We start from the raw sequence: 22,355 nt of genomic DNA on the forward strand, positions 1-22,355 counted from the left end.
TTCTTCGACGGATGCCTCCATCGCGGCGGCAATATCGCCCGCGTTTCGCATGACGCCCTCGCAGGCGTTCAACGTATCGGCGGATCTCTCAAGAGCCCCGCGCAGCCGCGCCACCTCATCGGCGAGCCGGTCGCGGTCGGCGGTGGCAGCTTTCTCGGCTCTGTCGGTCGCCGGCACGGCCGAGAGCTTCAAGTCGGCCGACGGCGCGATCTGGGAACGGGTGCTCGGGCTCGGGCTCGACCTCGGCAACCGCACCCTCGTCGAGTACGAAGCGATCAGCCCGGCCGACATCTGCTACGGCTACGCCGCCAACGTGAAGGCATCCGGCACCAGCACTGGGGCCGTCGTCGGCTTCCAGATCAACTCCTACTCGAAGAGCGGCACCGGCGTCCGCTCGGTGTTCGGCGGTGCGACCGAAGCCTGGACCGGCGACCACGATACCGCGCCCGACGCGGGCGCGACGCTGATCGGGTTCGAGCCGTCGATCATCTCGCAGCGGCACGATCAGAACAGCGCGCTCGTCGGCATGGACGTGCCGTTCAAGAACCGCCGGGACGGAGCGGCCGACCCGTTCCAGGGGCTCGGGGCGAACGCCTACAACCGCAACAGCCGCGCCATCCAGATCAGCTCGCAGGCGCGCGGGACGTCCGGCGCATACTGCGGCTGGCGCATCGGCCTCCAGTTCACGGCCGACGCGATCGACCAGACAGTCGACGGGCTCGGCATCGGCATCGACATGTCGGCGATCCCGGCCGCACGTCTGCTCGCCGCCATCCGCATGCCGACGGCCGGCAAGCTGACCTGGGATAGCGGTGCGCGCGCGGTCGGCGTGATCGACGGGGCGTTCGTCTACCAGCTCAACGGTGTGTCGCAGTTCGACTGCAACAGCCTCGGCGTGGTCTCGGCGCACGGGGCGTTCCGTGCCCTTGGCTCAGACCCGTCCATCAAGATCGGCCTCGACCTCTCGGCCATCCCCAGTGGCCAGCTTACTGCCGGCGTGCGCATGGCCGACGAGAGCACGTTGAACTGGAACGGCGACCGCCGTCGGCTCGGCGTGATCGCCGGGGCGCTGCGCTACCAGTTCGACGGCGCGGACATGATGTTCTGCACCTCGGACGGCATCTTCAACGTGCTCACCGAGTATCGCGTCGGCAACCGGCGCGTGATCGGCCCGACCGATACCGGCTGGGCCATCCTTGAAGGCGCCCAGGACAAAACCACGGCCTTCAATTCCGCGACCATAACCCTGGCGCAGCTCGGCGCCCGCGTGGCCGCGCTCCAGGCTGCCCTCTCCACCCACGGCCTCATTGGCCACTAACCGAAGGATCGAACCATGGTTCTCGACAAGGAAGACCACCGGGACCTGCTGCTGGAGATGGTCAACGGCGCACGCATCCCCGGTTCGATGGCTGAGATCGTCGCCGATCTGAAGAAGGCGCTGATCGAAGCGGCCGTGACCGAGCCGAAGCCGCCCGCCGGCAAGCCTCCGGGCAACAAGGCCTGATCCTCCGGCGACGCGCGAGGCTTCATGGAACCGGCCAGCTACGACTTCGCGGTGCGCCGCGGCGATACCGCGACGCTCGGCGTGGTCCTGCGCTCGCAGAACATGCTGACCCAGCAGATCGCAGCGCTCGACCTCGAGGTCGACGCCGTGATCTGGACCTCGGCCGGCGTCGGCGGCGACCTCGTGCGCACCACCTTGCCGGGCGGGGGCCTCACCGTCGACCCGAAGTCCGGGGCAGTGACCAACGCCCTCAGCGCGGCGCAGACGCAGGCGCTGCGGCCCGGCCCGCGCTCGCCCTACACCGTCCAGGCACAGACCGCCTCGGGCGAGCTGACGACCCTGCTGGCAGGCTTCTACGACTTCACGGGAGCGATCATGGTAGGCCCGCTCGAACTCGTCTCGGAGGCTGGGCTGAACCTGCGGCCGGTGGCCCGCGCCTTCCGGTCGCGCGCCGTGGTCGAGGTCATCATCCCCGTGCTGCGCACGCGGCTGGAGGCGGCGATCGAGGACGTGGACGGTTTGGCCGCAGTCCTCGACGGGCTTGCCGCTCAGATCGCGAGCAAGGCGACGCCGGCCGACATCGCCGCCGCCATCGGTCAGCTCACCGCCGGCAGCCCGGCCGAGCTGAACACCTTCCTGGAGGCCTACAACCGGTTCATCACCGACGAAAGCGCGGCATCTCTGACGAATGCCGCCATCGCCGGGCTTCAGACCGCGGTCGCGGCGCGGCTGGTCGCGGCGAGCAACCTGTCCGACGTCGGCGATAAGGCGGCGGCTCTCGCGACCTTGAATGGCCTCGACCGTCGTGTGCTCGTACTGCCCGGCGATCCTGGTGCGGGCGACGTGCCGGCGGCGACGGCCCGGGTCGTCAAGAACACCGGCACCGGCCGCATCAGCGTATGGGTCAACGACGGGGGCACGATGATCGACCTTCTCACGTTCGCACCAGCCTCCTGACCGAGGGCATCCGATGATCCGCCTTCTCGCCCCGCTCGCGCTCGCCCTCGCGATCCTCCTGCCGGCCGCCGGGCCGGTGTCCGCGCAGGTTCGTGCAACGCAGGACGTCCCGTCGAAGAGCTACGTCGACACCGGGCTTGCCGCGAACTCGAACGCAATCGGGTCCAACGTCACGGCGCTGCTGGCCGAGGTCGCCCGCGCCAAGGCGGCCGAGAGCGCCAACGTGACGGCGATCGCCACCAACGCGAGCAACATCGCCACCGAGATCGCTCGCGCGCAGGCGGCCGAAGGCCTGCTGGCCCCGCTGGCAAACCCGACCTTCTCGGGTCCGGTGTCCACGACGCGAGCCTTCCGCACGGCCTACACCAGCGCCGCCACCGGCTCGATCCTCTACGGCTACACCGCCAACGTGAAGGGCGCCGGCGCCGGGACCGATCTCGCCGTCGGCGCGCAGATCAACGCCTACAGCACCGGGACCGGTATCCGGCCGGTCTGGGGCATCGCCACCGAGGCCTGGACCGGCGACGCGACGACGGCGCCGAGCGCGACCGCGCCACTGATCTCCGGTGAGCACGCGGTGATCGCTCAGCACGATGCCAACGACCAGGCTCTGGTCGGCGCAGACGCGGTGTTCAAGAACCGCAAGGACGGCGCGACCTCACCCCTGAAGGGGCTCGGCGCCAACGGCTACAACCTCAACAGCCGGGCATTCCAGATCAGCGCGCAGGCACGCAGCAGCGCGGGCGAGTACAGCGGTTGGGCCTGCGGCCTGTGCTTCCTGCCGAACAGCTTGGATCGCACCTCGGCCGGCCTCGCCGTCGGCATCGACATGTCGGCGGTCGATAGCACCCGGCTGGCCTCGGCCTTCCGCATGCCGACGAACGGCAAGATCACATGGGACGGGGACGCGCGTCAGGTTGGCATCACCAGCGGCTCGCTGGTCTACAACGTCTCCGGCGTTACGGTCCTGGGCGTCTCGTCGGCCGGCAACGTGACGCTGCCCGCCAACGCGCAGATCGGCGGGCCCGGCGGCGGTGCGCTGACCCTGGGCAACGTCGCCTCGGCCGTGAACACGGTCCGCGTCACTCCGGCGGTGACCGGCGGTAACGCGGTCATCGACGTCTACGGCGACACCAGCGCCAACCTGTTCGTGAAGGGCGCCGGCTCGGGCAGCGTCTACGTCCAGTCCACCCTGTCGGCGGGCTACAACAACGCTTTGTTCACGCAGATCGCCGGCGCGGCCTCCGGTGCCAGCCCGACGATCGCCGCGGCGGGAACCGACGCCAACATCGCCCAGACGGTGAAGGGTAAGGGCACGTCGGGCGTGCTCACGGGGGCCTTCATCCGCACCGCCGATCCGACGACCACGGACATCCCTACGGGGCAGTGCGCAGGCTGGATCAACACCGCGACCCCCTCCTACAAGTTCGTCTGCAACGTCTCGGGGACGCTGCGGACCGCCGCCCTGAACTGAGGCCGACCATGCGCATCGTCGTCACCCTAGCCGTCCTGGCCCTCGTCGCCGCGCCCGTCCTCGCAAGGGCACAGCCGCAGCCCCAGCCGGACCCGACGCAGCAGGCCCTTGGGCAGATGCTGGCCGAGGCACAGGGGCGGGAGGCGAGCGCTCTGGTCCAGGCCTACACCTTGCGGGTGAAGCTGGCCGAGGTCACCGCGCAGCGCGACGCCGAGACGAAGCGCGCCGACGAGGCCGAGGCGAAGCTGAAGGCCGCAGAGAAGGCGACGGACCAGCCCGCGGACGTGAAGGCGCTCGGCACCTCTTCGGCGCCAGCCAAGGCAGCCGAGTAGCCAAGCCCACCGCTCCTCTTACGTTCATGTCTCCCATGCCCCGCATCCTAGCAGCCCTCGCGCTCCTCTGCGCGCTGGCCTCTCCAGCCATGGCCGGGCGGCATCGCCCGGTCTGCGTCGCCGTCGATGTCGAGGGCATTCCGGCTCGCATCTGCCCGCCGGCCTGGCGTCGCTGACCCTACGCCTGCCGCTGAGCGAGCAGCCCGGCTCGGTGAAGCTCTTCCTCGACCGCTTCGTATGCCGGCGCCATCAGGTCATCGTTGATCGCCTGCGGCGGTCGAACGGGCTTCATGGGTGGGAAGCTGCTCATCAGCTCCTCAACGGACATCGGCGGTCGCTCATCGACGCGGGCCTGCGGCTCCCTCGACGTTCTGACCAAGAGTGATCTGAGCTTTCCGAGCATGTGCGCCTCCGCCGTCTGAATAGCACAACCCGCGCCACCACCCTCCGCTCTCTGACATCGTGAGAACCGACCATGGCCGCAGAGCTCAACAGAGCTGCGTTCTTTCAGGCTGTCCGCCTGCGCCCGTTCCCCGGCAGCCTGACCGCTGGGCAGGTCTCAGGCATGGAGGCGATCCTCGACGCCTGCCCGCCGGACACGCCGACCGATCACCTCGCATACGCTCTCGGCACTTGCCCGATCGAGACCGGGTGGACGATGCAACCGGTGAAGGAGAAGGGCGGGGCCGCTTACTACACCCGGATGTACGACATCGCCGGGGACCGGCCGGCGAAGGCCAAGGAACTCGGCAACATCAAGCCCGGCGACGGCGCGCTGTTCTGCGGCCGCGGCCTGCTGCAGCTTACCGGCCGGTCGAACTATCGCCGCGCCACGTCGCGCCTGCGCGACCTCGGGATGGTGCCGGCCCTCACCGACCTCGAGCAGACGCCCGACTTTGCGATGGATCCGGACATCGCCTCCGCCATCCTGTTCGTCGGGATGCGCGAGGGTTGGTTCACCGGCAAGAAGCTGGCGGACTACTTCGCCGCCGGCCGCGCCGACTGGACCGGGGCCCGCCGCATCATCAACGGCCAGGACCGCGCCGCCGAGATTGGCCAGCACGCGCAGGGCTTCCGTGCCGCGCTGATCGCCGCCGGCCACCGCCCGGGTGCGGTCGCCGCGTCGGTGCCCACGATCGTCGTCGAAAGCAAGCCGCTCGCGCCGCCAACCGTACCGAGCCGCCCGGCCGCATCGTCGGCCACGCCCGCTCAGAAGCCCGTCACCGCCCAAGCAAGCGGCTTCGGCGCATGGGTTCGCAGACTCCTCGGAAAGGAAGCAGCGTAATGGATTGGACCTCACTCGCCGGGCAACTCGCTCAGATCGGACTACCTGCGCTCGGCACACTGTTCGGAGGGCCGCTCGGCGGCACCGTCGGCGCCGTAGTAGGCAAGGGTGTCGCGGCCGCGCTTGGCGTCGCGGCGACCCCGGAGGCTGTGTCCGCGGCCGTCCAGGCCGACCCGAACGGCGCCGCCGTAAAGCTCGCCGAGATCGAAGCCGAAACGAAGCGGCAGGACGCCTACCTCGCCGACCTCGCCAATGCCCGCGCCATGGAGGTGCAGCTCGTCCAGGCGCACTCGCCGATCGCCTGGGGCCCGGTCGTTGTCTCGGTGATGAACTACCTGCTGCTCGCCGGTATCGTCCTCGCAGTCGGCATGGGCTGGCTGCGTGAGGATGGCATCATCGTCGGCTTCGCGCTCGGCGCGGCGAGTTCCGTCTATCAGTACTGGCTCGGCTCCAGCGAGAGCAGCAAGCGCAACGCGGATGCCGTGCGGCAGTTCGCGCTGAACAGCAACACCCCGACGGCGGGACAGGTCGCTCAGACCGCGATCCAAGCCATCCGGCGCCGCTGACCCATGCTCATCCGGGAAAATCATGTCGCAGGGAAAGCGGACGTTGCCGCCGGAAGATCTGCGCGCCGCTCGGCGCGCTACGGCGGACGGCGCGGCGCCGCTCATTCGCCAGCACTACCAGGAGACCCCGGACGAGAGCTTCAAGGACGGGGTTGAGGCGCGCCGAACTCTCGACCACTTCCTGCGGGAGGAGGACATCGGCGAGAGCCTGCATGGCCCTGACCGTGTCGTCCGCTTCCCGCGGCACCTGATCGAGCTGTTCGCGGCCCTCGGCAGGCCGGAGACTAAGACGCTTCTCACGCTCGCGAGCCTCAAGGCAGAGGAGATGGATGCGCTGCTCCGCATCGCCCGGCGTGAGGCCGATCGAACCGTCTTCGGCAGGGTCTGGGGTGGGGCGTGGAAGGTCGGGCTTGGCCTTGCCCTGCCGACCTACGCCGCGGCCAAATGGGGATGGGAGCAGATCCCGTTCCTGAAGCAGATCATCGCTGCCGTGAAGGGAACCACCGGATGACGATCCAGCGATTCGGCCGCAACATGCGGATGGCCTTCCACATCGTGGGGGCGACCTTGCTCCTGCTGCTTTGCCCGGTGGCGGCGTTCCAGGCCGGCGACTGGCACTGGCCCTACATCGTCCAATCGATCGACCTTGCGCCCGATCCGGTCCCGCGCGGCGGCACGCTGCAGGTGCTGGCCGTGCGGACCTATCTCGACAACTGCGACCTCAGCTTCGCACGGCAGATCGAGAGCGTATCTCAGCCGTCCGAGGCGCCGACCATCCTGCCGGAGGAGCACACCTCGACGCCATGGCGATTCAACAACCGGGCGCAGACGCTTAACATCGCCATCCCGCGGGATTTCCCGTGCGGCTCGGCGCAGCTCCGTACGTCGCCCTCGGCCGCCTGCAACTGGCTCCAGGCCCACCTGTGGCGGCAGACGCAGCGGCCAGCGCTCACGCCCTTCGAGATCGCCTGCGGGCCGGCTCAGTGAGATCCTGCCCCGAAGGCTCCTTCACGTCCGGCCACCTCTGGATGGCAGCGCTGTGCGGCGCGATGGTGATCCTGGTCGTCGTCGGCGTGATCCGCGACCTGGCCGCTTCGCGCGATCCTCCATCCGAGGGATGACGCAGCCCACCTGACGCGACAGCCTCTCATCTCCCGTGATGACCTCAGCCCCGCCGGCATCCGCCGCGCGGGGCTTCTTCGTTCCTGGCGCATGCTGCCGTACGCGCTACACCAGCCCCCCTTCGTGGACAGCACCCCGCGAGACCTTTCAGCCCGCCCCGCTTCGGCCGCGGCGGGTTTTTGCGCCGTCTATGCGGAATGGTTGTTTAGCGCCCCAACATCTTCTCGCAGTTCATATCGACTTTTTTACTTCCCTAAATATCAATATGGGTGTTACGCCAAACATGGTTCTAGGGCGGCCTATTAGCTCTCTTGCTGCAGCAGCTAGATTTGCGGCAATCTTCGTAAACTCCTTAGGGATCATTTCAATTGCGAGTTGGTCTAATGTCTGAGGGTTTGGTTCTGCCTCAGTGGGGATTGGCACGTCCGGAAAGGCATCAAGGATACCGATAACCTTCCAAAAGCCACGTATCATAATGCCGTGCTTGAGCATTATATCAGCTGCGGTTGTTGTTAAAGACTCATGAGAGATAGAGGACCATGCCGCAACATTGTTTTCTTCACCATCCCCAAAAACGGTGAGCTGAATGCCGTGAGGCAGGCCAACAACCATTTCCATATTTCTATGAAAATCTTGGGCCTGCGTGGAATTAAACTTAACTCCTTTTGCCTTGGCAAAACCCTCCAAAAGACTTTTACTGAGTTTCTGATTTTTTAGAACCGTCTGAATATAATTTAGATCAACTATAGCAATAGAGCCATTAATTTGCACAAAACTTCCAACCCGACCTTCCCATAAATTATGCTGAATATGGTCGCCAGATTCGATAAAATCTAACAATCTGCGTGCGTTTGCCCACAGTGGATCAAATGTATGCTCGGCTATATCTTTTGTTTCATCTGTTGTCGTCGTATCCATTGATGCGGACCCGCCCATAACAGACGGCAATCCAATAGTTCCAGATGCTGCGCCCTTCAGGGCCTGCGTTTGTCCTACGCTTTCGGTAGCTTTCACAGCCTGGCGGACGCCATACTCCTCAAATTGTGCAAGGAAGGAGCCGACACGTCGAACGTCTTGGTATAAGAAATCATATACGGAATTGTTTGGTTGGTCCCCGGAGTGCTCCTCGTAATCTCTTTCTTCGCTCGTCTGCGTCTCGTCGGATGTCTCCGGCGCGCTCGACGTTTTTCCTGACGGCATCTGCAATCTCTTCCGATCGTTCGATCTGTTTGGAGAGAGACGGGTCTGTCGGCCGAGTGACCTGATCGTGGTCCGTCATCGGTTTGATCCTTCAGGCCTTCTCGACGAGGCGGCGAATCGCTCCCGGCGCGGAAGGTAGGTCGACTTCAGGTTGGCTGCAATTCGACAAAGAAACATTGACGCCGCGGCATTCAGCCGGTGCTATCACGCCGAGGCGCGTCGTGTCGAAATCAGGTCTTGGCTTCGAGGCGCCGTTTACCGCGCGGCCTCCCACACCGGCACGCCGACAGGCCGCCCCGGCCGGTCCCGCCGGAAAGTCTGGTTCCCGTACCGGATCGAGGTGTCGCCGATCGCCTCGACGCGGCGCGCTTTGATCATCAGCGCCTTGCGGTAGTCGACGCGGATCCCACAGCGTAGCGCTGCCCCGGTCCGTTGCCATCAACTCGAGGCTGAACTCTATGCGAGGTTTTGAAGTGTGCGCCTTTCAGCGGCATCGGTTCGCACCCATGGGCTACCATTGACAAGGTGACCATCGGACACCTCTCATCCGACTTGCAGTTGCAATGCTGTTTCCGATCCTTATGGGCGGCCTGTGTGATCATACAGTCCGTACCAACATAGATTATTATTTCTATGCCGCATGATAGGCAAAAATCTTTCATGACGCGCATGGTTTTTCCTGTGATCACCCAGAAAAAACAATGGGCGGTTTCACAAGAAAGACCGACACGCGGTAAACCGTTCCAATTGATATTCGTTTTGCTTTCTAAATCGCCTTATTTGCGCGGTCGCCGGCTATACATTTGATAAGAAAAAACCTTGGTAGCCCCGAATGCTTCGCCATTATCATCATTTGCGAAGTTTAACAGCTGGTCTCGCCGGATGCGGGCGGCGGGGATAGGGGCGCGGGCGGGGCGGCGCAACGCGGCTGTCGGCCGCCTGTCGCGCTACTCCACCGAGCGAAGCCGCGGCCCCGGTCCCGTGTGCGCGCCCGAGAAGTCGGGCCGGGTGCTGATCCGGTCTTTCCGTCCGCAGGCCGAGCACACCAGCCGCAGCGCGACATCTGGCACGGGGAAGTCGTCGGGCAGGCCGTCGAAAGACATGGCGCCGCTGAGCCCGCACTCGCAGAACACCAGCAGCCCACGGGCGCCGTTCGCCTTGCTGTTCGCGATCGTGGCCGGCGGCTGCTCGATGCCGTTCGAGTCGTACCAGCGGCGCGGGTTGCGCAGGTGCCTCGGGACGCCGGTCATTGGATCGTCGCCGAGCCCTGGCTAAGGCCCAGGAGTGCGGCGAGCTTCATCAGGCCTGCGTCGCTCATCTCCTCGCCGTCCACCAACCACAGACTGAGGTCGTCCCCGAACGGCTCGACATACCGGCCGATCGCGCGAAGGGCTTCGACGGCTTCGTGGAGGGGGGCGTCGGTCACGCCGGCTTAAAACCGGGGATGGCTTCGAAATCACCCTGACCGAGCCTCTGCGATGCGATCCAGGCATTGCCCTCGCGGCGAAAATCTCCGGGCTGGGTCTCGTAGTGAGCGCTGCGGCTTCGGATCAGTTCGGGTTCGAAGTCGGAAGGCACGGTGCCAATCATCTGCCCGTCTTGAAGCACTGGCATGCGCTGCCCCTGGCTGGCAGGTTCGATCCCCACCCTTCGCAGGGCTTCAGTCAGACCGATCTCGCGCAGAACGTGCGTATCGAAGACGACTATTCGTCTATCATTGAGCCGGTATCGCGCGATCCCGTCTTCATCATCGCGCGCGCTTTCGATCCGCTTGGCCACGATCCTACTCCATCAAAGGCCACGCTAGCAGGATCGCCGTCCGAACGGCGGATCGCCTGGCGCCATCCTTCGCGGTGGGTTCGGACAAGGTCGCTCTAGCATGGCGGCTGGCCTTCACCGCGGCAGCAAGATCCACGGTGTACCCGCTAGCGAACCGAAATAGGCGCACCGTCGGATCCTCCATGAATGCGTCGACCGCGGCGTTCAATTCGTCGGAGGCGATCGTCTTAGCCTTGATGAGGTCGCCGGTCGTGGGGTCTGCCATGGCGCGATCGTAGCGGGGGCAGAATGCCGGCGCCACATGCGGATCGAAGTGGAGTTCAGAAATAGCCAATTTCCCGGTCTGCTTACCATGTGCTTACCGGTCGTCATTTTCGGTAAGCAAGCAGAGGGCTAAGTGTTGGTGCCGCTTGAGGGATTCGAACCCCCGACCCCCTCATTACGAATGAGGTGCTCTACCAGCTGAGCTAAAGCGGCATCCGTCCGCGGTCGCAGGGTGCGATCGCCGAGGCCACGGTGCATAGCCGTCCGGTCTGCCGTTGGCAAGGCGGCACCGTTCGCGAGGTCGGCGGCGATGCAGGCGGGACACGGCGGCGCGGGGAAGCGTCGGGGCTGGGCTTCGCGTCCTTGACGGGGGCGGATGCGGCGGGAAGGGTCCCACCGCACCGGGCGCGCCGGTCGCGGGAACATCGCCATGTCGCTGATCGCACGCCTGCGGGCCTATGCCGCCGAGGCCCTCGGGGTCGCCGCGCACGAGACGCCGGGCGACGACACCCACCTGGCCGCCACCGCGCTCCTCGTCCACGTGGCCCGGGCCGACGGCATCCTCGCGCCGGCGGAATCGGAGCGCCTCGCGCGGCTGGTGCGCGGGCGCTACGCCGAGAGCGCCGAGGCCGCCGACGCCCTGATCGCCCGGGCCGCCGCCTTCGATTCCGAGACCCGCGACGTGGCGAGCCTCGTCGAGATGCTGCCGCACGAGGCCGATGCCGGCGAGCGCGGGCGCATCCTGGCGATGGCGTGGTCGGTCGCCGCCGCCGACGGCCACGTCGACGAGTTCGAGGAGGCGCTGGTCTGGCGGCTCGGCAAGCTCCTCGGCTTCGACGAGGGCGGGATCGCGCGGGCGCGCGGCGAGAGCATCCCCGGCATCGCCGCCGATCCGGCCTGAGCGGCGGCGATCGATGATCGCGAGCCTGACCCTGATCCTGCTGGCGCAGCTCCTCGGCGAGGTGCTTGCCCGCAGCGCCGGGCTGCCCCTCCCCGGCCCGGTCCTCGGCATGGCCCTGATGCTGGGCTTCCTGGTGCTGCGCGACCGGCGCGCGCTGCACCTGGCGCGGGTCCTGCCGAAGCCGCTGACCGACGGGACGCTGGAGAACACGGCCCGCGGGCTGCTCGCGAACCTGTCGCTGATGTTCGTTCCGGCCGGCGCCGGAATCGTCGGGCGCCTCGACGTGGTGCAGGCGCAGGGGCTTCGCCTCGCGATCGTGGTCGTGGTCTCGACCGCGGCGGCGCTCGTCGCCACGGTTCTGGTGTTCCTCTGGGTCGCGCGGCTGACGGCGCAGATCGGGGGCGACCGGTGAGCGGCGAGTTCGCGGTCTGGGTCTACCTCGCGCGCACGCCGCTGTTGTGGCTGACGGTGACGCTGGCCGCCTACCTCGTGGCGGACCGGATCTCGGCCGCGAGCGGGCGCCACCCGGTGGCGAACCCGGTGCTCATCGCCATCGCGATCACCGGCACGGTGCTGACCCTGACCGGCACGCCCTACGCCACCTACTTCGACGGCGCGCAGTTCGTCCACTTCCTGCTCGGGCCGGCGACGGTGGTGCTGGCGATGCCACTGTACGAGCACCGCGCCACGGTGATGCGGGCGCTCCTGCCCATGCTCGCCGCCCTCGTCGCCGGCTGCACGGTGGCGCTCGGCAGCGCGATCGTGCTGGCGCGCCTCCTCGGCATCCCGGAGCCCGTCATCGTCTCGCTCAGCCCGAAATCGGTCACGTCGGGGGTGGCGATGGGCATCTCGGAAGCGCTCGGCGGCGACCCGACGCTGACGGCGGTGCTGGTGATGCTGACCGGCATCACCGGGGCGATCCTGGTGACGCCGCTGATGCAGGCCTTGGGCATCCGCGACATGCGCGCCCGCGGTTTCGCGGTTGGGCTCGCCGCCCACGGCGTCGGCACCGCGCGGGCGTTCCAGGTGAGCGAGGTCGCCGGCACCTTCGCCGGCATCGCCATGGGGTTGAACGCCTTCCTCACCGCGATCTTCGTGCCGCTGGCGCTGCGGATCCTGTCCTGAGAGCGCGCCGTCACGCGCCGAGGCGGTCGGCTACCGCCTCGGCCAGGGACAGGCTGGCGGTCAGGCCCGGGCTCTCGATTCCGAACAGGTGAACGAGGCCCGGCAGGCCGTGCTCGGCCGGCCCGTCGATCACGAAGTCGGCGGCCGGCTCGCCCGGGCCGGTGAGCTTCGGGCGGATGCCGGCGTAATCGGGGACCAGCGCGCCGTCGGGCAGGCCGGGCCAGTAGCGCCGGATCGCCGCGTAGAAGGCGTCGCCGCGCGCCGGATCGACCCGGTAGTCGACCGCCTCGATCCACTCGACGTCGGGGCCGAAGCGCATCCGCCCGGCGAGATCGAGGGTGAGATGGGTGCCGAGGCCGCCCTCGACCGGTGCCGGATAGATCAGCCGGGAGAACGCGGGCTTTCCCGTGAAGCCGAAGTAGTTGCCGCGGGCCAGCACGCGGCGCGGCACCCGCTCGGCCGGGTAGCCCTCGGTCTGCGCGGCCAGGGCCTGTGCGTCGAGGCTCGCCGCGTTGACCACCGCGTCGCACGGATAGTCGCCGGGGCTCGCACCGCCGAACGCCGCCGCCCAGCGTCCGTCGCGGCGCGCCAGGCCGGTGACGGGGGTGTGCAGGGCGATCGCGCCGCCGCGATCCTCGAGATCGCCCTGCAGCGCCAGCATCAGGCCGTGGCTGTCGACGATTCCCGTCCGCGGCGACAGAAGCGCTGCGGTGCAGGCGAGGTTCGGCTCCAGGCGTCGGGCCTGGGCGGCGTCGAGCAGATCGAGTCCTTCGACGCCGTTGGCGACGCCGCGATCCCGGATCGCGGCGATCGTCTCCGCCTCGGCCTCCGTCGTGGCGACGATGAGCTTGCCGCAGGCGCGGTGGGCGATGCCGTGGCTTTCGCAGAGCGCGTAAAGCCGGCGCGCGCCGTCAACGCAGTGCTTCGCCCGCAGGGAGCCCGCCGGATAGTACATCCCGCCGTGGATCACCTCGGAGTTGCGCGCGGACACGCCGGTGCCGACCGCCTCCGCCGCCTCCGCGACGACGACCTCGTGCCCCCGCAGCGCCAGGGCGCGCGCTGTCGCGAGGCCGACGACGCCCGCACCGACGACCAGGACTTCCATGATGCGATCCTCCGCCGCCCGTTCTCGGCGAGGTCGCCGGACCGGTAAAGGCCCGGTGCCTCGTCGAGGGCGTCCCACCGGGCGGAAGCGCGAGGCATACAACTAGAAAGTGCATAGCGATTCGCGCGATCGGCGGACGATTTAGGGTTCGCCTAAGGGATTGTCTCCGTGAGCGAAATGGTCGACCGGAGCGCGCTACGTGCGTGCATTTGCAACCCGCTTGAGCGCGTTAATCAATTCTAAGTAGATTTAACGCACTGAATGGATCGCGCATAAGTTGTGTTTTGAGCGCGCAGGCGCATAATCGTTCGGCAGCGGCTCCTCCCGCCGCGTCCCTCTAGAGCGATCGACCGCTGAAGCATCCTGGTTTCGACGACTTCGCGCCCCGGCGCACCCACCAGATTGAATTCGGAAGGACACGACCGTGCAGACCACCTCAGACCCCATCGATCTCGCCGCGAAGATCCTCGCCGCCTACGTCGCCCGAAACTCGGTGCCGGCCGCCGGTCTGCCGGACCTCATCCGGACGGTGCACGGCTCGATCACCGGCCTGCAGACGCCGCCGAAGCCGGTGCTCGCCCGGCCGACCGACGCCCAGATCCGCGCCTCGATCCGCCAGGATTCGATCATCAGCTTCGAGGACGGCAAGCCCTACAAGGCGTTGCGTCGGCACCTGACGCTGCGCGGCCTGTCGCCGGAGGCCTACCGCAGCAAGTGGGGCCTCCCGATCGACTACCCCCTCGTCTCGGCGAGCTACAGCGCCCGCCGCTCGGTGATCTCCCGGACCATCGGCCAGAACCAGCGCCTGCGGCTGCAGCAGGCGGCGGAGTGATCCGCTGAACCTCGACCGCCCTCGCGTCCGACGTCGGCGCCGAGGGCGCATGGATGGGCCGAACCGGATCGGGCTGCCGCGGCGACCGCCGTGCGGGCCCGATCCGATGCCGTCTCCGGGATCCGACGATCCCGGCCGGGCGCCGTCGCGGCGATGCGCGGGCTCGCCGTTCAGATCGCGCGCATCTCGCCCGCCGACAGCCGGATCGCCTTCGCCATGCGGCTCGACAGCGACCCGACCACGACGACCTCGTCGCTCCCGTCGGCCTGCGCGCGCACGATCTCCAACGCCTCGTCCGGGCGTCGCGCCATCACGGCGTAGACCGAAGCCGGCACCGTGCTTGTGGCCGCGTCCGCGGTCACCGCGACGAGAAAGGTGGTGTAGCGCCGTCCGATACGCTTCGGCATGATCGGTCGAGCCTTTCACGCGCCCGCCCTCGCGCCGAGCCGCAAAGCGTGCCACGAGGGACCGGAAGCGGCGCGTCGACGGTCGGGCGCCGAGGGGTATCGCCGCGATGCTGGGATGGTTCCGGGCGCTGATGCCGCGCGAGGATCGGTTCTTCGATCTGTTCGCGCGCCACGCCGAGACGTTGGTCGCCGGAGCCGACGCCCTTCACGGCCTGCTCCAGGGCGGCGATGCCGTGCCGGAGTTCGGCCGCACGATCGTGACGCGCGAGGCGGAGGCCGACGCGATCACCGGCGAGGTGCTGCTCGCGGTGCGCCGCAGCTTCATCACCCCGTTCGACCGCGGCGACATCAAGGACCTGATCCAGTCGATGGACGACGCCATCGATCAGATGCAGAAGACCGTGAAGACCATCGAGCTCTACGAGATCCGCACCTTCGAGCCGCTGATGCGCGAGATGGGCGACACGGTGGTGCAGGCGGCCCGCCTCACCGCCGAGGCCGTCCCGCTGCTGAGCGCGATCGGCACCCACGCCACGCGGCTCTCCGCCCTCACCGAGGAGATCACTCGCGTCGAGGGCCGCTCCGACGAGCTGCACGACCAGGGCCTCAAGGCGCTGTACCAGGCCCACGGCCACACCGACCCGATGCGCTACCTGATCGGACGCGAGATCTACGGCAGCCTCGAGAGCGTGGTCGACCGGTTCGAAGATGTCGCCAACGAGATCAGCGGCATCGTCATCGAGAACGTCTGAGGATGACGATCACCGCGCTCGCGCTGCCCTGGCTCGTCGGACTGATCGCGGTCGCGCTGGTCTTCGACTTCCTCAACGGCCTGCACGATGCGGCCAACTCGATCGCCACCATCGTCTCGACGCGGGTGCTGCGGCCGCGCTACGCCGTGATCTGGGCGGCGTTCTTCAACTTCATCGCTTTCCTGTTCTTCGGCCTCCACGTGGCGCAGACGCTCGGGACCGGCATCGTCGACGCCAGCATCGTCGACGCGCCGGTGATCTTCGCCGCGCTGATCGGCGCGATCGCCTGGAACGTCGCCACCTGGGTGCTCGGCATCCCGTCGAGCTCCTCGCACGCCCTCGTCGGCGGGCTCGTCGGCGCGGGCCTCGCCAAGGCCGGGCCGCCGGTGATCGTGTGGGCCGGCCTCGGCAAGACCATCGCCGCGATCGTGCTGTCGCCGCTGCTCGGCTTCCTGCTGGCGCTGCTGCTGGTGCTCGCCGTCTCCTGGAGCTTCGTGCGCGCGACGCCGTTCGCGGTCGACCGCACATTCCGGGTGATGCAGTTCCTCTCCGCCTCGCTCTACTCCCTCGGGCACGGCGGCAACGACGCCCAGAAGACCATGGGCATCATCGCGGTGCTGCTCTACTCGCAGGGGCTGCTCGGATCCGAGTTCTACATCCCGCTCTGGGTCGTGCTCGCCTGCCAGGGCGCGATGGCGCTCGGGACGCTGCTCGGCGGCTGGCGCATCGTCCATACCATGGGCTCGCGCATCACCCGCCTGAACCCGATGCAGGGGTTCTGCGCCGAGACCGGCGGGGCGATCACGCTGTTTGCCGCGACCTGGCTCGGCGTGCCGGTCTCGACCACCCACACCATCACCGGAGCCATCGTCGGCGTCGGTGCCGCCCGCCGCACCTCGGCGGTGCGCTGGGGCGTGGCCGGCAACATCGTCATCGCCTGGGTGCTGACGATGCCCGCCGCCGCGCTGATCGCGGCGGGGTGCTACGCGCTCGTCGGGCTGTTCGCCTGACCCGCCGTCGGGGTCGCCGCGCAAGCCTGCCCCGATTCGCACATTGCGGCTGACGGAGAGCACCCTGGCCCCGGTGCACGCTTTCGCGCCGAGCCGGTTTCTTCGCCGGCCGGAGAGCGCCGGTGCGTCCCGTCGAGGCGGCGCACCGGCGCGGCGCGCTTCAGGCGAGATGGCGCCCTTCCGCCATGCCGAACTGCAGGTAGTGGTGGAGCGGATCCATGCCGAGAGCCGCCACGTCCGAGTTCGCGGCGAGGTAGGCGTCGGTGTGGAAGGCCGTGCTCGGGTCGCGTCCCGCGAACCAGCCGGTCTGCTCGTAGTGCAGCAGCGGATTGGTCCCGGAGGCGGCGACGTCGGGGTTGGCGGCGAGGTAGCCGTCGGTCGAGAAGTAGGCGTTCGGGTCGCGGCCCTCATGCGCGCCGGTGGTGAGGTAGTGCGTGAAGGCGAACGAATCCGCCGACCCGCTCTGCGACCGTGCGGCGGCCGCCACGTCGAGGTTGTGGGCGAGATAGTAGGTCGCGTCGAAGTCGCCGTAGAGATGGTCGCCCGTGCCGTTGGCGATGGTCAGCCCGGGGAACGCGGCGCGGCCCTCCGACTGGCCGGTCGCGAGGTAGTGCTTGAGCGGATCGATCTTCGCGGCGGCCACGTCCGGGTTCGCGGCTAGGTAGGCCTCGGCCGAGAAGTCCGCGCCGGGGCTGCGACCGTCCAGCCATCCGCGCACGTCGTAGTGCGTCAGCGGGTTCACGCCAGCGGGACCGAGCTTCGGATTGGCCGCGAGGTAGGCGTTGGTCGAGAAGGAGGCGTTCGGGTCGCGGCCCTCGTGCCATCCGTACTGCGCGTAATGCGTGTCCGGATCGATGTGGGCGCGCCAGACGTCGAGGTTGTGCGCGTCGTAGTACAGGTCGTCGACCAGGGGCGACCCGTCCTTCTCCCGCACGGTCCCGTCGGTGAAGGCGATGGTGGCGACGCCGGTCAGGTCGGTGACGGTGCCGTTCGGCGCCGTCATCAGGGCGTGACCGTCGCGGAAGTCGAAATGCGCCTCGGTCAGCGCGAAGCCGAAGCTCAGCGACGACGGGATCGCCGCCTTGGCGACGTTCAGCGTCAGCGTGGTCTGGCTGGTGTTGCCGGCCGCATCCGCCACCGTCTCGGTGTACACCGCGTGGCCGACCTTCGTCGGCTGGTAGCTGTAGCTGCCGTCGGCCGAGACGGTGAGCGTGCCGCTCGGGTCGAAGGCCTGGACCGTGCCCGAGGCGGGGACGACGTGGGACGGCCCGTTGCCGAACTGCACCGCCACCAGGTGGAGCCCGGCGGCACCAGTGTCGTTGGCCAGCACGTTGCCGGCGAGCGCCGCCGCGAAGCCGGTGCCGGAGGCGGTGTCGACCTTCAGGGTCGGAGCGACGTGATCCAGCACGAAGCCGAGGGACCCGGCGACGGAAGCGTTGCCGGCGGCATCGGTCTGCACGACGGAGACGGTGTGGGCGCCGTCCTTGAGCGTGCTCGGGTTGTAGGCGGCGACCGCGCTGCCGTCGACGACGTAGCTCAGCTTGCCGCCGGCCTCGGCCGGCGTGACCTTGAGGGTCGCGTCGGCGGTGATCCGATCGGTCGAGGAGAAGCCGGTATCGTGGGCGAGCGCGATCGTCGGCGCAACCGGCGCGGTGTGGTCGAGGGTGAAGCTGACCGTGCGGGCGGCGGAGACGTTTCCGGCGGCGTCCGACTGGGTCACCGAGACCGTATGGGCGCCGTCCTTCAGCGTGCTCGGGTCGTAGGCCCCGACCGCGCTGCCGTCGACGACGTAGCCCAGCTTGCCGCCGGTCTCCGCCGCCTTCACGGTGAGCGATGCGTCCGAGGTGATCCGGTCGCTCGCCGATGCGCCGGTGTCGTGGGCGAGCGCGAGCCCGGGCGTGCCCGGCGCGGCACGGTCCAGGACGAGGCCGACACGTGCGGAGCCCGCGGCGACGCCGAGATAGGTTTCCGTCGCCGTCAACGTGTGGACGCCGTCGACGAGCCCGGCCGGGGCGATGGTGTATTGCCCGGTCGCATCGGCGGTCGCGCGGCCGACCGTGCGGCCGGCTTCGTCGACCAGCGTCACCGTCGCGCCCGCATTGGTGACGCCGCTGACCGTGGCGTTCGCCGTGATGCCGTCGATCGCCGACGTGCCGGTGTCCTGTGCCAGCGCCGTGGTGATCCCGGGGGCCTTGATCACCACCGAGGTTGTGCTGTCGGTGGCGGCGGTCGGGTAGGCGTTCGAGATCGCCTGCAGGGTGAAGGTCGTCGTGCCGGGCTGGCCGATCGTGGGCGCGAACTTGAGCGCGTGCAGGGCCGCGGTGATGGTCGCGGCCGAGCCGGACAGGATGTAGGCGCCGTCGTTGGTGGCGACGAGCCCGGCGCCGGACATCGTGCCGCCGGCCCCCGTGACGGTGATCCGCAGGGTGTCGGTCGCGCCGAGATTCGGGTCGGCGAGGGTCGTCGTCGCGAACGGGCTCATCGCGGCCTGCGCGGTGGTCTGGTTGGCGACCGTGCCGGTGATCGCCGGGCCCCCGGCGGCGACGTAGCCGATCGGCAGGCCGTGCGGAGCGACGGAGAGCGGCAGCCCGTTGTTGTCGTAGATCGCGTTGCCGTTGCCCGGGCCGTTGTTCTGCTGCAGGCGCAAGCTGCCCCAGCTGTAGAACAGCCGCTCGCCGGCCGGCACCGCGGTGTCGAAGGTCAGCAGCAGGTGGTTGGCGTCGACGATCTGGGCGGCGGTGCCGTTGGCCTCCGCGGTCGCGTCGTCGTAGCCCGCGCGAACGGACCAACCGGTGCCCGAGGCGGCCACGCCGTCGAGCCCCTGCAGGCTCGCGGCCTGATCGAAGGCCAGGGTGACGAGGAGCTGGTTGGCGTGCCCGGCCACCGCCGAGACCTGGGTGACCTGCGGCCCGAGATTGTCGATGTTGCCGTTGGCCAGGCTGATCGGCGAGCCCGGCATCGCCGATGCCGCGAACTGCTGGGCCAGGCCGAGGGCGGCGCGGCCGTAGAGCGCCTGCTGGTCCTGCGTATTGAGGTGGAACCCGCCGTTGGCGCCGTCGTGATCCATGGTCACGTCGCTGCTCTGCAGCGTGACCACCTTCGCGTTGAACGCCGCGTCGGCGCTGAGCTCGGCCTGCCCGACCGCGATCGCCTGATTCTGCAGGGGCTGCTGCGGCGCGCCGGCGGCGAAGGGGATCGGCGAGACGAACAGGTAGGGCGCGTCGTTGGCGCTCAGCCCGAGGACGGCGCGGGCGAGGCCGGCCTCGTAGCGCATGGCGCTCATCCAGCGGTCGGCCGTAAGCCCGGTGGTGAAGTTGCTGTCCCACTCGTTGTGGAGCATCACGATCGCGGTCGGCGCGCCGCGGTCGGTGGCCGGCAGCTGGTTGATCGCGCTGAGATAGCCGCGCTCTAGATAGGTCGAGGACCAGTCGGTTCCGTTGGGATGGAGCCAGTCGGCCGTCAGCGAGGTTCCGCCGATCTCGGTGTCGGCTTTGTTCGGATCGTTGCTCGTCGCGACGACGTTCACGCGCTGGTTGATGCCGTCGAAGCCGAGCAGCTTCTGGATCTCCTGGCGCATCACCTCGATCTGCCCCTCGACCGTGGGGTAGTAGGTGTTGGATTGGCCGCGCACGACGACGTTGATGACCTTGCTGACCGTGGGCGGAACCACGGTGGCCGGCGCGGTGGCCGCGACGACGGCGAGGTCGACATGGTCCAGGGCCTGGCCCGGGACGAGCGCCAGGCCCGAGACGCCGTGGGCGTCCTCGCTGGCGAAGCCGGCGGGCGGGCTGACGACGACGCGGTAGTTCTGCCCGGTATAGGGGTTTGGCAGGGTGTAGTGGCCGTTCGGATCGGCGGTCAGGGTCGCGACGACGTAGCCGCCGCCGTCCATCACCGCGACGTGCGCGCCGGCGACGCCGGCCTCGCCGGCATCGAAGCGCCCGTTGCCGTTGGCGTCAGCGAACACGGTGCCCGATAGGCCGGCCGCGACCTTCGCAGCTCCGGTGACGAGGGTGTGCTCGTAATTGACGGCGGTGCCGTTCACGACCGTCCGCGAGACGCTCGCGGGCGCGTCGACGACGGCGTTCCCGAGACCGGGATCGAACGCGACCGTGTATTGCCCGCCGCCCAGGCCGAGAAAGGTCCAGGCACCGTTCGGGCCTGTCGTCGTGGTCTGGATCGCGTGCCCGCTCGCGTCGTACAGCGTGACGACGGCGCCGGTCTGGCCGCAGTCGCTGGTGTCGATCCGTCCGTTGCCGTTGGAATCCGCGTAGACGATGCCGTTGATGCTGCCTGCGGGGGCCAAGTTGAATCCCTGGCTCACGAGGGACGGCGCGCCGTGATCGACGGCAACCGCCTGCCAGTTGAACCCGTCGGCGGTGGTGATGCCCTGGTCTCCGTGAAAGCCGCCACTGGTGTGGTACCGCAGCGCGTAGGTTCCGTCGGCGAGGTTCGCGAAGACGAAGTTGCCGTTCGCGTCGGTGGCGGTGCTGCCGTAGAGGACCGTTCCGGCCGCATCATAGAGGTCGATCGGGAAGCCGGCGCCGAGGCTGTACTCGCCGGCTCGCTGGCTGCCGTCGGCATCCGTGTCGAAGAAGGTGTGGCCGCCGACGCTGCCGCTGCCGGCGGACGGCGCGAGCGTCGACGCGGCCGCCAGGACGAAGCTGTTGCCGTCGGACCCCGAGGCGACCGAGGTCGCGACCGCCTTGTAGGCGCTTCCGACAACGGTCTGACTCAGCGGGTTGACCACCTGCACGGTGTAGGCGCCGGCGAGCCCCGAGAAGCCGTAATGGCCGTCGGCGTCGGTGCTCGTGCTTCCGACGAGGTTCCCGACGCCGTCGAAGGCGCGGACGATGACGGCGCCCTGGCCCTCGCCTGCCGTCACCTGCCCGTCGCCATCGAGGTCGGTCCCGACCGTGCCGCCGATCGTGCCGCCGGCGCCGACGTAGAAGCCCTGGTCGACCGTGGTGGTGGCGCCGCGGCCGACGGTGACGTTGGTGATCCAGCTGGCGCCGTCCGCGGTCATCGTGGCCTGGTCGCCGCGGAAGCCGCCGCCGCTGCCGAAGCGGATCGCGTAGGTGCCGTCGGGGCGCTGGCCGAAATCGTAGTTGCCGTCGGCGTCGGTCAAGGTCGTCGCGATCAGGGTCCTGCCGTTCGCGCCGTACAGGCCGACCGGGAACCCGCCGAACAGGTTGCCCTCACCGTATTCCTGCGTGCCGTTGCCGTTCGTGTCGAAGAACGTGTGCCCCTTGAGGCTGCCATAGACGGCCATGATGCTCTCTCCCCAGTCTGATCGTCGTTGTTGATTGTCTCGAGGCAGGTGCCGTACGGGCATCCGCCGCGAACGCGGCGACGCTTGCAGCGAGGCGCGCCAGCAACGCGCGCCGCGCTGACCGCTTCAGCCTTCGAACGACGCGCGATGCATCGGCGCGGACGATTTTTTCGCGAATGAGATCAGGCTAGGTGGCGTGAGAGGAGGATGATCCTCGATCGCACGGATGGCCGATCGCAGCGGGCCGGATGCGGCGGCGCGTTCCACGAGAGGCGTGCACCACCGGCAACGCGACGCGTCGCCCGGTCGACAGTCTCGGCCAGGGGCAACATCTCCTGGTTGCACAGGATGTCTTTCATTGGTCTCGACATCGATCGGCCCGCCTCCCAGACGAACCCGACGCAGGGGGACATGGTCACGCTGCATCGAGGGCAGCTTTTGGAGCTGCTTTTTTTCATGCGTGTTAAG

24 protein-coding genes and 1 tRNA gene are annotated in these 22,355 nt (G+C 68.4%); 15 read left to right on the forward strand and 10 right to left on the reverse strand.

The features are described 5' to 3' along the window. Nucleotides 1-142: 142 nt before the first annotated feature. Genes MKK60_RS19345 through MKK60_RS19365 form a run of 5 tightly spaced genes read left to right on the forward strand, consistent with a single transcriptional unit; the run spans nt 143 to nt 4,267 of the window. Nucleotides 143-1,318 carry a hypothetical protein gene (locus MKK60_RS19345; RefSeq protein WP_243988230.1) on the forward strand — a complete coding sequence of 392 codons (1,176 nt, stop codon included), beginning with the start codon at nt 143-145 and terminating at the stop codon, nt 1,316-1,318. Nucleotides 1,319-1,333: 15 nt separating this feature from the next. After that, on the forward strand, nt 1,334-1,504 hold the full coding sequence (locus MKK60_RS19350; protein ID WP_243988231.1) for a hypothetical protein: 171 nt from the start codon (nt 1,334-1,336) through the stop codon (nt 1,502-1,504). A 24-nt stretch (nt 1,505-1,528) separates the two neighbouring features. Further along, a complete protein-coding gene (locus MKK60_RS19355) occupies nt 1,529-2,461 on the forward strand; it encodes a hypothetical protein (RefSeq protein ID WP_243988232.1) in 933 nt (310 codons plus the stop codon). A gap of 13 nt (nt 2,462-2,474) precedes the next feature. After that, nucleotides 2,475-3,935 carry a hypothetical protein gene (locus tag MKK60_RS19360; protein WP_243988233.1) on the forward strand — a complete coding sequence of 487 codons (1,461 nt, stop codon included), beginning with the start codon at nt 2,475-2,477 and terminating at the stop codon, nt 3,933-3,935. Nucleotides 3,936-3,943: 8 nt separating this feature from the next. Then, nucleotides 3,944-4,267, forward strand: coding sequence for a hypothetical protein (locus MKK60_RS19365; protein WP_243988234.1), 324 nt, complete (start codon nt 3,944-3,946; stop codon nt 4,265-4,267). A 178-nt stretch (nt 4,268-4,445) separates the two neighbouring features. Here MKK60_RS19365 and MKK60_RS19370 read toward each other — a convergent pair whose 3' ends face one another. Beyond that, the gene (locus MKK60_RS19370) at nt 4,446-4,670 is read right to left on the reverse strand and encodes a hypothetical protein (protein WP_243988235.1); all 225 of its coding nucleotides are present in this window, start codon (nt 4,668-4,670) and stop codon (nt 4,446-4,448) included. Between the two features lie 72 nt (nt 4,671-4,742). Between MKK60_RS19370 and MKK60_RS19375 the strand changes: the two genes are divergently transcribed. From MKK60_RS19375 to MKK60_RS19390, 4 genes are read left to right on the forward strand one after another with little or no spacing between them, the layout of a single operon-like run. Then, complete coding sequence (locus MKK60_RS19375) at nt 4,743-5,552, forward strand: hypothetical protein (RefSeq protein WP_243988236.1); 810 nt, start codon at nt 4,743-4,745, stop codon at nt 5,550-5,552. Next, nucleotides 5,552-6,118 (forward strand): hypothetical protein, encoded by a 567-nt coding sequence (locus MKK60_RS19380; protein WP_243988237.1) that lies wholly within the window; start codon nt 5,552-5,554, stop codon nt 6,116-6,118. The genes MKK60_RS19375 and MKK60_RS19380 overlap by 1 nt, the downstream gene beginning before the upstream one ends. Before the next feature lie 22 nt (nt 6,119-6,140). Then, nucleotides 6,141-6,629, forward strand: a complete 489-nt coding sequence (locus MKK60_RS19385; protein ID WP_243988238.1) for a hypothetical protein — start codon at nt 6,141-6,143, stop codon at nt 6,627-6,629. Beyond that, entirely contained in the window at nt 6,626-7,105 is a 480-nt protein-coding gene (locus MKK60_RS19390; RefSeq protein ID WP_243988239.1) for a hypothetical protein, read from the forward strand. Before MKK60_RS19385 ends, MKK60_RS19390 begins: the two co-directional genes overlap by 4 nt. A gap of 366 nt (nt 7,106-7,471) precedes the next feature. Here the strand turns inward: MKK60_RS19390 and MKK60_RS19395 are convergent, their stop codons facing one another. The 6 genes from MKK60_RS19395 to MKK60_RS19420 form a co-directional block, all read right to left on the reverse strand. Beyond that, nucleotides 7,472-8,440 (reverse strand): hypothetical protein, encoded by a 969-nt coding sequence (locus MKK60_RS19395; protein ID WP_243988240.1) that lies wholly within the window; start codon nt 8,438-8,440, stop codon nt 7,472-7,474. 947 nt (nt 8,441-9,387) lie between these two features. Beyond that, nucleotides 9,388-9,690, reverse strand: a complete 303-nt coding sequence (locus tag MKK60_RS19400; protein ID WP_243988241.1) for a hypothetical protein — start codon at nt 9,688-9,690, stop codon at nt 9,388-9,390. Further along, nucleotides 9,687-9,866, reverse strand: a complete 180-nt coding sequence (locus MKK60_RS19405) for a hypothetical protein (RefSeq protein WP_243988242.1) — start codon at nt 9,864-9,866, stop codon at nt 9,687-9,689. The genes MKK60_RS19400 and MKK60_RS19405 overlap by 4 nt, the downstream gene beginning before the upstream one ends. Continuing rightward, on the reverse strand, nt 9,863-10,219 hold the full coding sequence (locus tag MKK60_RS19410) for a hypothetical protein (protein ID WP_243988243.1): 357 nt from the start codon (nt 10,217-10,219) through the stop codon (nt 9,863-9,865). The genes MKK60_RS19405 and MKK60_RS19410 overlap by 4 nt, the downstream gene beginning before the upstream one ends. Nucleotides 10,220-10,223: 4 nt before the next feature. Further along, nucleotides 10,224-10,484, reverse strand: a complete 261-nt coding sequence (locus tag MKK60_RS19415) for a hypothetical protein (protein WP_243988244.1) — start codon at nt 10,482-10,484, stop codon at nt 10,224-10,226. A 136-nt stretch (nt 10,485-10,620) separates the two neighbouring features. Then, a tRNA-Thr gene (locus MKK60_RS19420) sits at nt 10,621-10,696 on the reverse strand. 217 nt (nt 10,697-10,913) lie between these two features. Here MKK60_RS19420 and MKK60_RS19425 point away from each other — a divergent pair. From MKK60_RS19425 to MKK60_RS19435, 3 genes are read left to right on the forward strand one after another with little or no spacing between them, the layout of a single operon-like run. Further along, on the forward strand, nt 10,914-11,384 hold the full coding sequence (locus MKK60_RS19425; protein WP_243988245.1) for a TerB family tellurite resistance protein: 471 nt from the start codon (nt 10,914-10,916) through the stop codon (nt 11,382-11,384). Between the two features lie 13 nt (nt 11,385-11,397). After that, nucleotides 11,398-11,796, forward strand: coding sequence for a CidA/LrgA family protein (locus tag MKK60_RS19430; RefSeq protein ID WP_243988246.1), 399 nt, complete (start codon nt 11,398-11,400; stop codon nt 11,794-11,796). Beyond that, nucleotides 11,793-12,509 carry an LrgB family protein gene (locus tag MKK60_RS19435; protein WP_147725671.1) on the forward strand — a complete coding sequence of 239 codons (717 nt, stop codon included), beginning with the start codon at nt 11,793-11,795 and terminating at the stop codon, nt 12,507-12,509. Before MKK60_RS19430 ends, MKK60_RS19435 begins: the two co-directional genes overlap by 4 nt. A gap of 10 nt (nt 12,510-12,519) precedes the next feature. On the opposite strand, the gene MKK60_RS19440 is transcribed toward MKK60_RS19435, so the two are convergent. Then, nucleotides 12,520-13,614 (reverse strand): NAD(P)/FAD-dependent oxidoreductase, encoded by a 1,095-nt coding sequence (locus MKK60_RS19440; RefSeq protein ID WP_243988247.1) that lies wholly within the window; start codon nt 13,612-13,614, stop codon nt 12,520-12,522. A 424-nt stretch (nt 13,615-14,038) separates the two neighbouring features. On the opposite strand from MKK60_RS19440, the gene MKK60_RS19445 reads away from it, so the two are divergent. Next, nucleotides 14,039-14,446 carry a MucR family transcriptional regulator gene (locus MKK60_RS19445; RefSeq protein ID WP_147725669.1) on the forward strand — a complete coding sequence of 136 codons (408 nt, stop codon included), beginning with the start codon at nt 14,039-14,041 and terminating at the stop codon, nt 14,444-14,446. 170 nt (nt 14,447-14,616) lie between these two features. On the opposite strand, the gene MKK60_RS19450 is transcribed toward MKK60_RS19445, so the two are convergent. Then, nucleotides 14,617-14,853: a hypothetical protein gene (locus tag MKK60_RS19450; protein WP_147725668.1), complete on the reverse strand. Its 237-nt coding sequence runs from the start codon at nt 14,851-14,853 to the stop codon at nt 14,617-14,619. Nucleotides 14,854-14,960: 107 nt separating this feature from the next. Between MKK60_RS19450 and MKK60_RS19455 the strand changes: the two genes are divergently transcribed. After that, entirely contained in the window at nt 14,961-15,605 is a 645-nt protein-coding gene (locus tag MKK60_RS19455) for a DUF47 domain-containing protein (RefSeq protein WP_243988248.1), read from the forward strand. Nucleotides 15,606-15,607: 2 nt separating this feature from the next. Then, entirely contained in the window at nt 15,608-16,615 is a 1,008-nt protein-coding gene (locus MKK60_RS19460) for an inorganic phosphate transporter (protein WP_147725666.1), read from the forward strand. Between the two features lie 160 nt (nt 16,616-16,775). Here the strand turns inward: MKK60_RS19460 and MKK60_RS19465 are convergent, their stop codons facing one another. Continuing rightward, nucleotides 16,776-21,887 (reverse strand): SdrD B-like domain-containing protein, encoded by a 5,112-nt coding sequence (locus MKK60_RS19465; RefSeq protein WP_243988249.1) that lies wholly within the window; start codon nt 21,885-21,887, stop codon nt 16,776-16,778. Nucleotides 21,888-22,355: the final 468 nt, after the last annotated feature.

Origin of the sequence: Methylobacterium sp. J-092 (genome assembly GCF_022829325.1) — a bacterium.
Classification (GTDB): Bacteria; Pseudomonadota; Alphaproteobacteria; order Rhizobiales; family Beijerinckiaceae; genus Methylobacterium.

Bases quoted from the DNA above. Each gene is read 5' to 3' on its own strand.
- MKK60_RS19350 (WP_243988231.1), top strand. From the start codon at position 1,334: ATGGTTCTCGACAAGGAAGACCACCGGGACCTGCTGCTGGAGATGGTC.
- MKK60_RS19355 (WP_243988232.1), top strand. From the start codon at position 1,529: ATGGAACCGGCCAGCTACGACTTCGCGGTGCGCCGCGGCGATACCGCG.
- MKK60_RS19360 (WP_243988233.1), top strand. From the start codon at position 2,475: ATGATCCGCCTTCTCGCCCCGCTCGCGCTCGCCCTCGCGATCCTCCTG.
- MKK60_RS19365 (WP_243988234.1), top strand. From the start codon at position 3,944: ATGCGCATCGTCGTCACCCTAGCCGTCCTGGCCCTCGTCGCCGCGCCC.
- MKK60_RS19370 (WP_243988235.1), bottom strand. From the start codon at position 4,670: ATGCTCGGAAAGCTCAGATCACTCTTGGTCAGAACGTCGAGGGAGCCG.
- MKK60_RS19375 (WP_243988236.1), top strand. From the start codon at position 4,743: ATGGCCGCAGAGCTCAACAGAGCTGCGTTCTTTCAGGCTGTCCGCCTG.
- MKK60_RS19380 (WP_243988237.1), top strand. From the start codon at position 5,552: ATGGATTGGACCTCACTCGCCGGGCAACTCGCTCAGATCGGACTACCT.
- MKK60_RS19385 (WP_243988238.1), top strand. From the start codon at position 6,141: ATGTCGCAGGGAAAGCGGACGTTGCCGCCGGAAGATCTGCGCGCCGCT.
- MKK60_RS19390 (WP_243988239.1), top strand. From the start codon at position 6,626: ATGACGATCCAGCGATTCGGCCGCAACATGCGGATGGCCTTCCACATC.
- MKK60_RS19395 (WP_243988240.1), bottom strand. From the start codon at position 8,440: ATGCCGTCAGGAAAAACGTCGAGCGCGCCGGAGACATCCGACGAGACG.
- MKK60_RS19400 (WP_243988241.1), bottom strand. From the start codon at position 9,690: ATGACCGGCGTCCCGAGGCACCTGCGCAACCCGCGCCGCTGGTACGAC.
- MKK60_RS19415 (WP_243988244.1), bottom strand. From the start codon at position 10,484: ATGGCAGACCCCACGACCGGCGACCTCATCAAGGCTAAGACGATCGCC.
- MKK60_RS19425 (WP_243988245.1), top strand. From the start codon at position 10,914: ATGTCGCTGATCGCACGCCTGCGGGCCTATGCCGCCGAGGCCCTCGGG.
- MKK60_RS19430 (WP_243988246.1), top strand. From the start codon at position 11,398: ATGATCGCGAGCCTGACCCTGATCCTGCTGGCGCAGCTCCTCGGCGAG.
- MKK60_RS19440 (WP_243988247.1), bottom strand. From the start codon at position 13,614: ATGGAAGTCCTGGTCGTCGGTGCGGGCGTCGTCGGCCTCGCGACAGCG.
- MKK60_RS19450 (WP_147725668.1), bottom strand. From the start codon at position 14,853: ATGCCGAAGCGTATCGGACGGCGCTACACCACCTTTCTCGTCGCGGTG.
- MKK60_RS19455 (WP_243988248.1), top strand. From the start codon at position 14,961: ATGCTGGGATGGTTCCGGGCGCTGATGCCGCGCGAGGATCGGTTCTTC.
- MKK60_RS19460 (WP_147725666.1), top strand. From the start codon at position 15,608: ATGACGATCACCGCGCTCGCGCTGCCCTGGCTCGTCGGACTGATCGCG.
- MKK60_RS19465 (WP_243988249.1), bottom strand. From the start codon at position 21,887: ATGGCCGTCTATGGCAGCCTCAAGGGGCACACGTTCTTCGACACGAAC.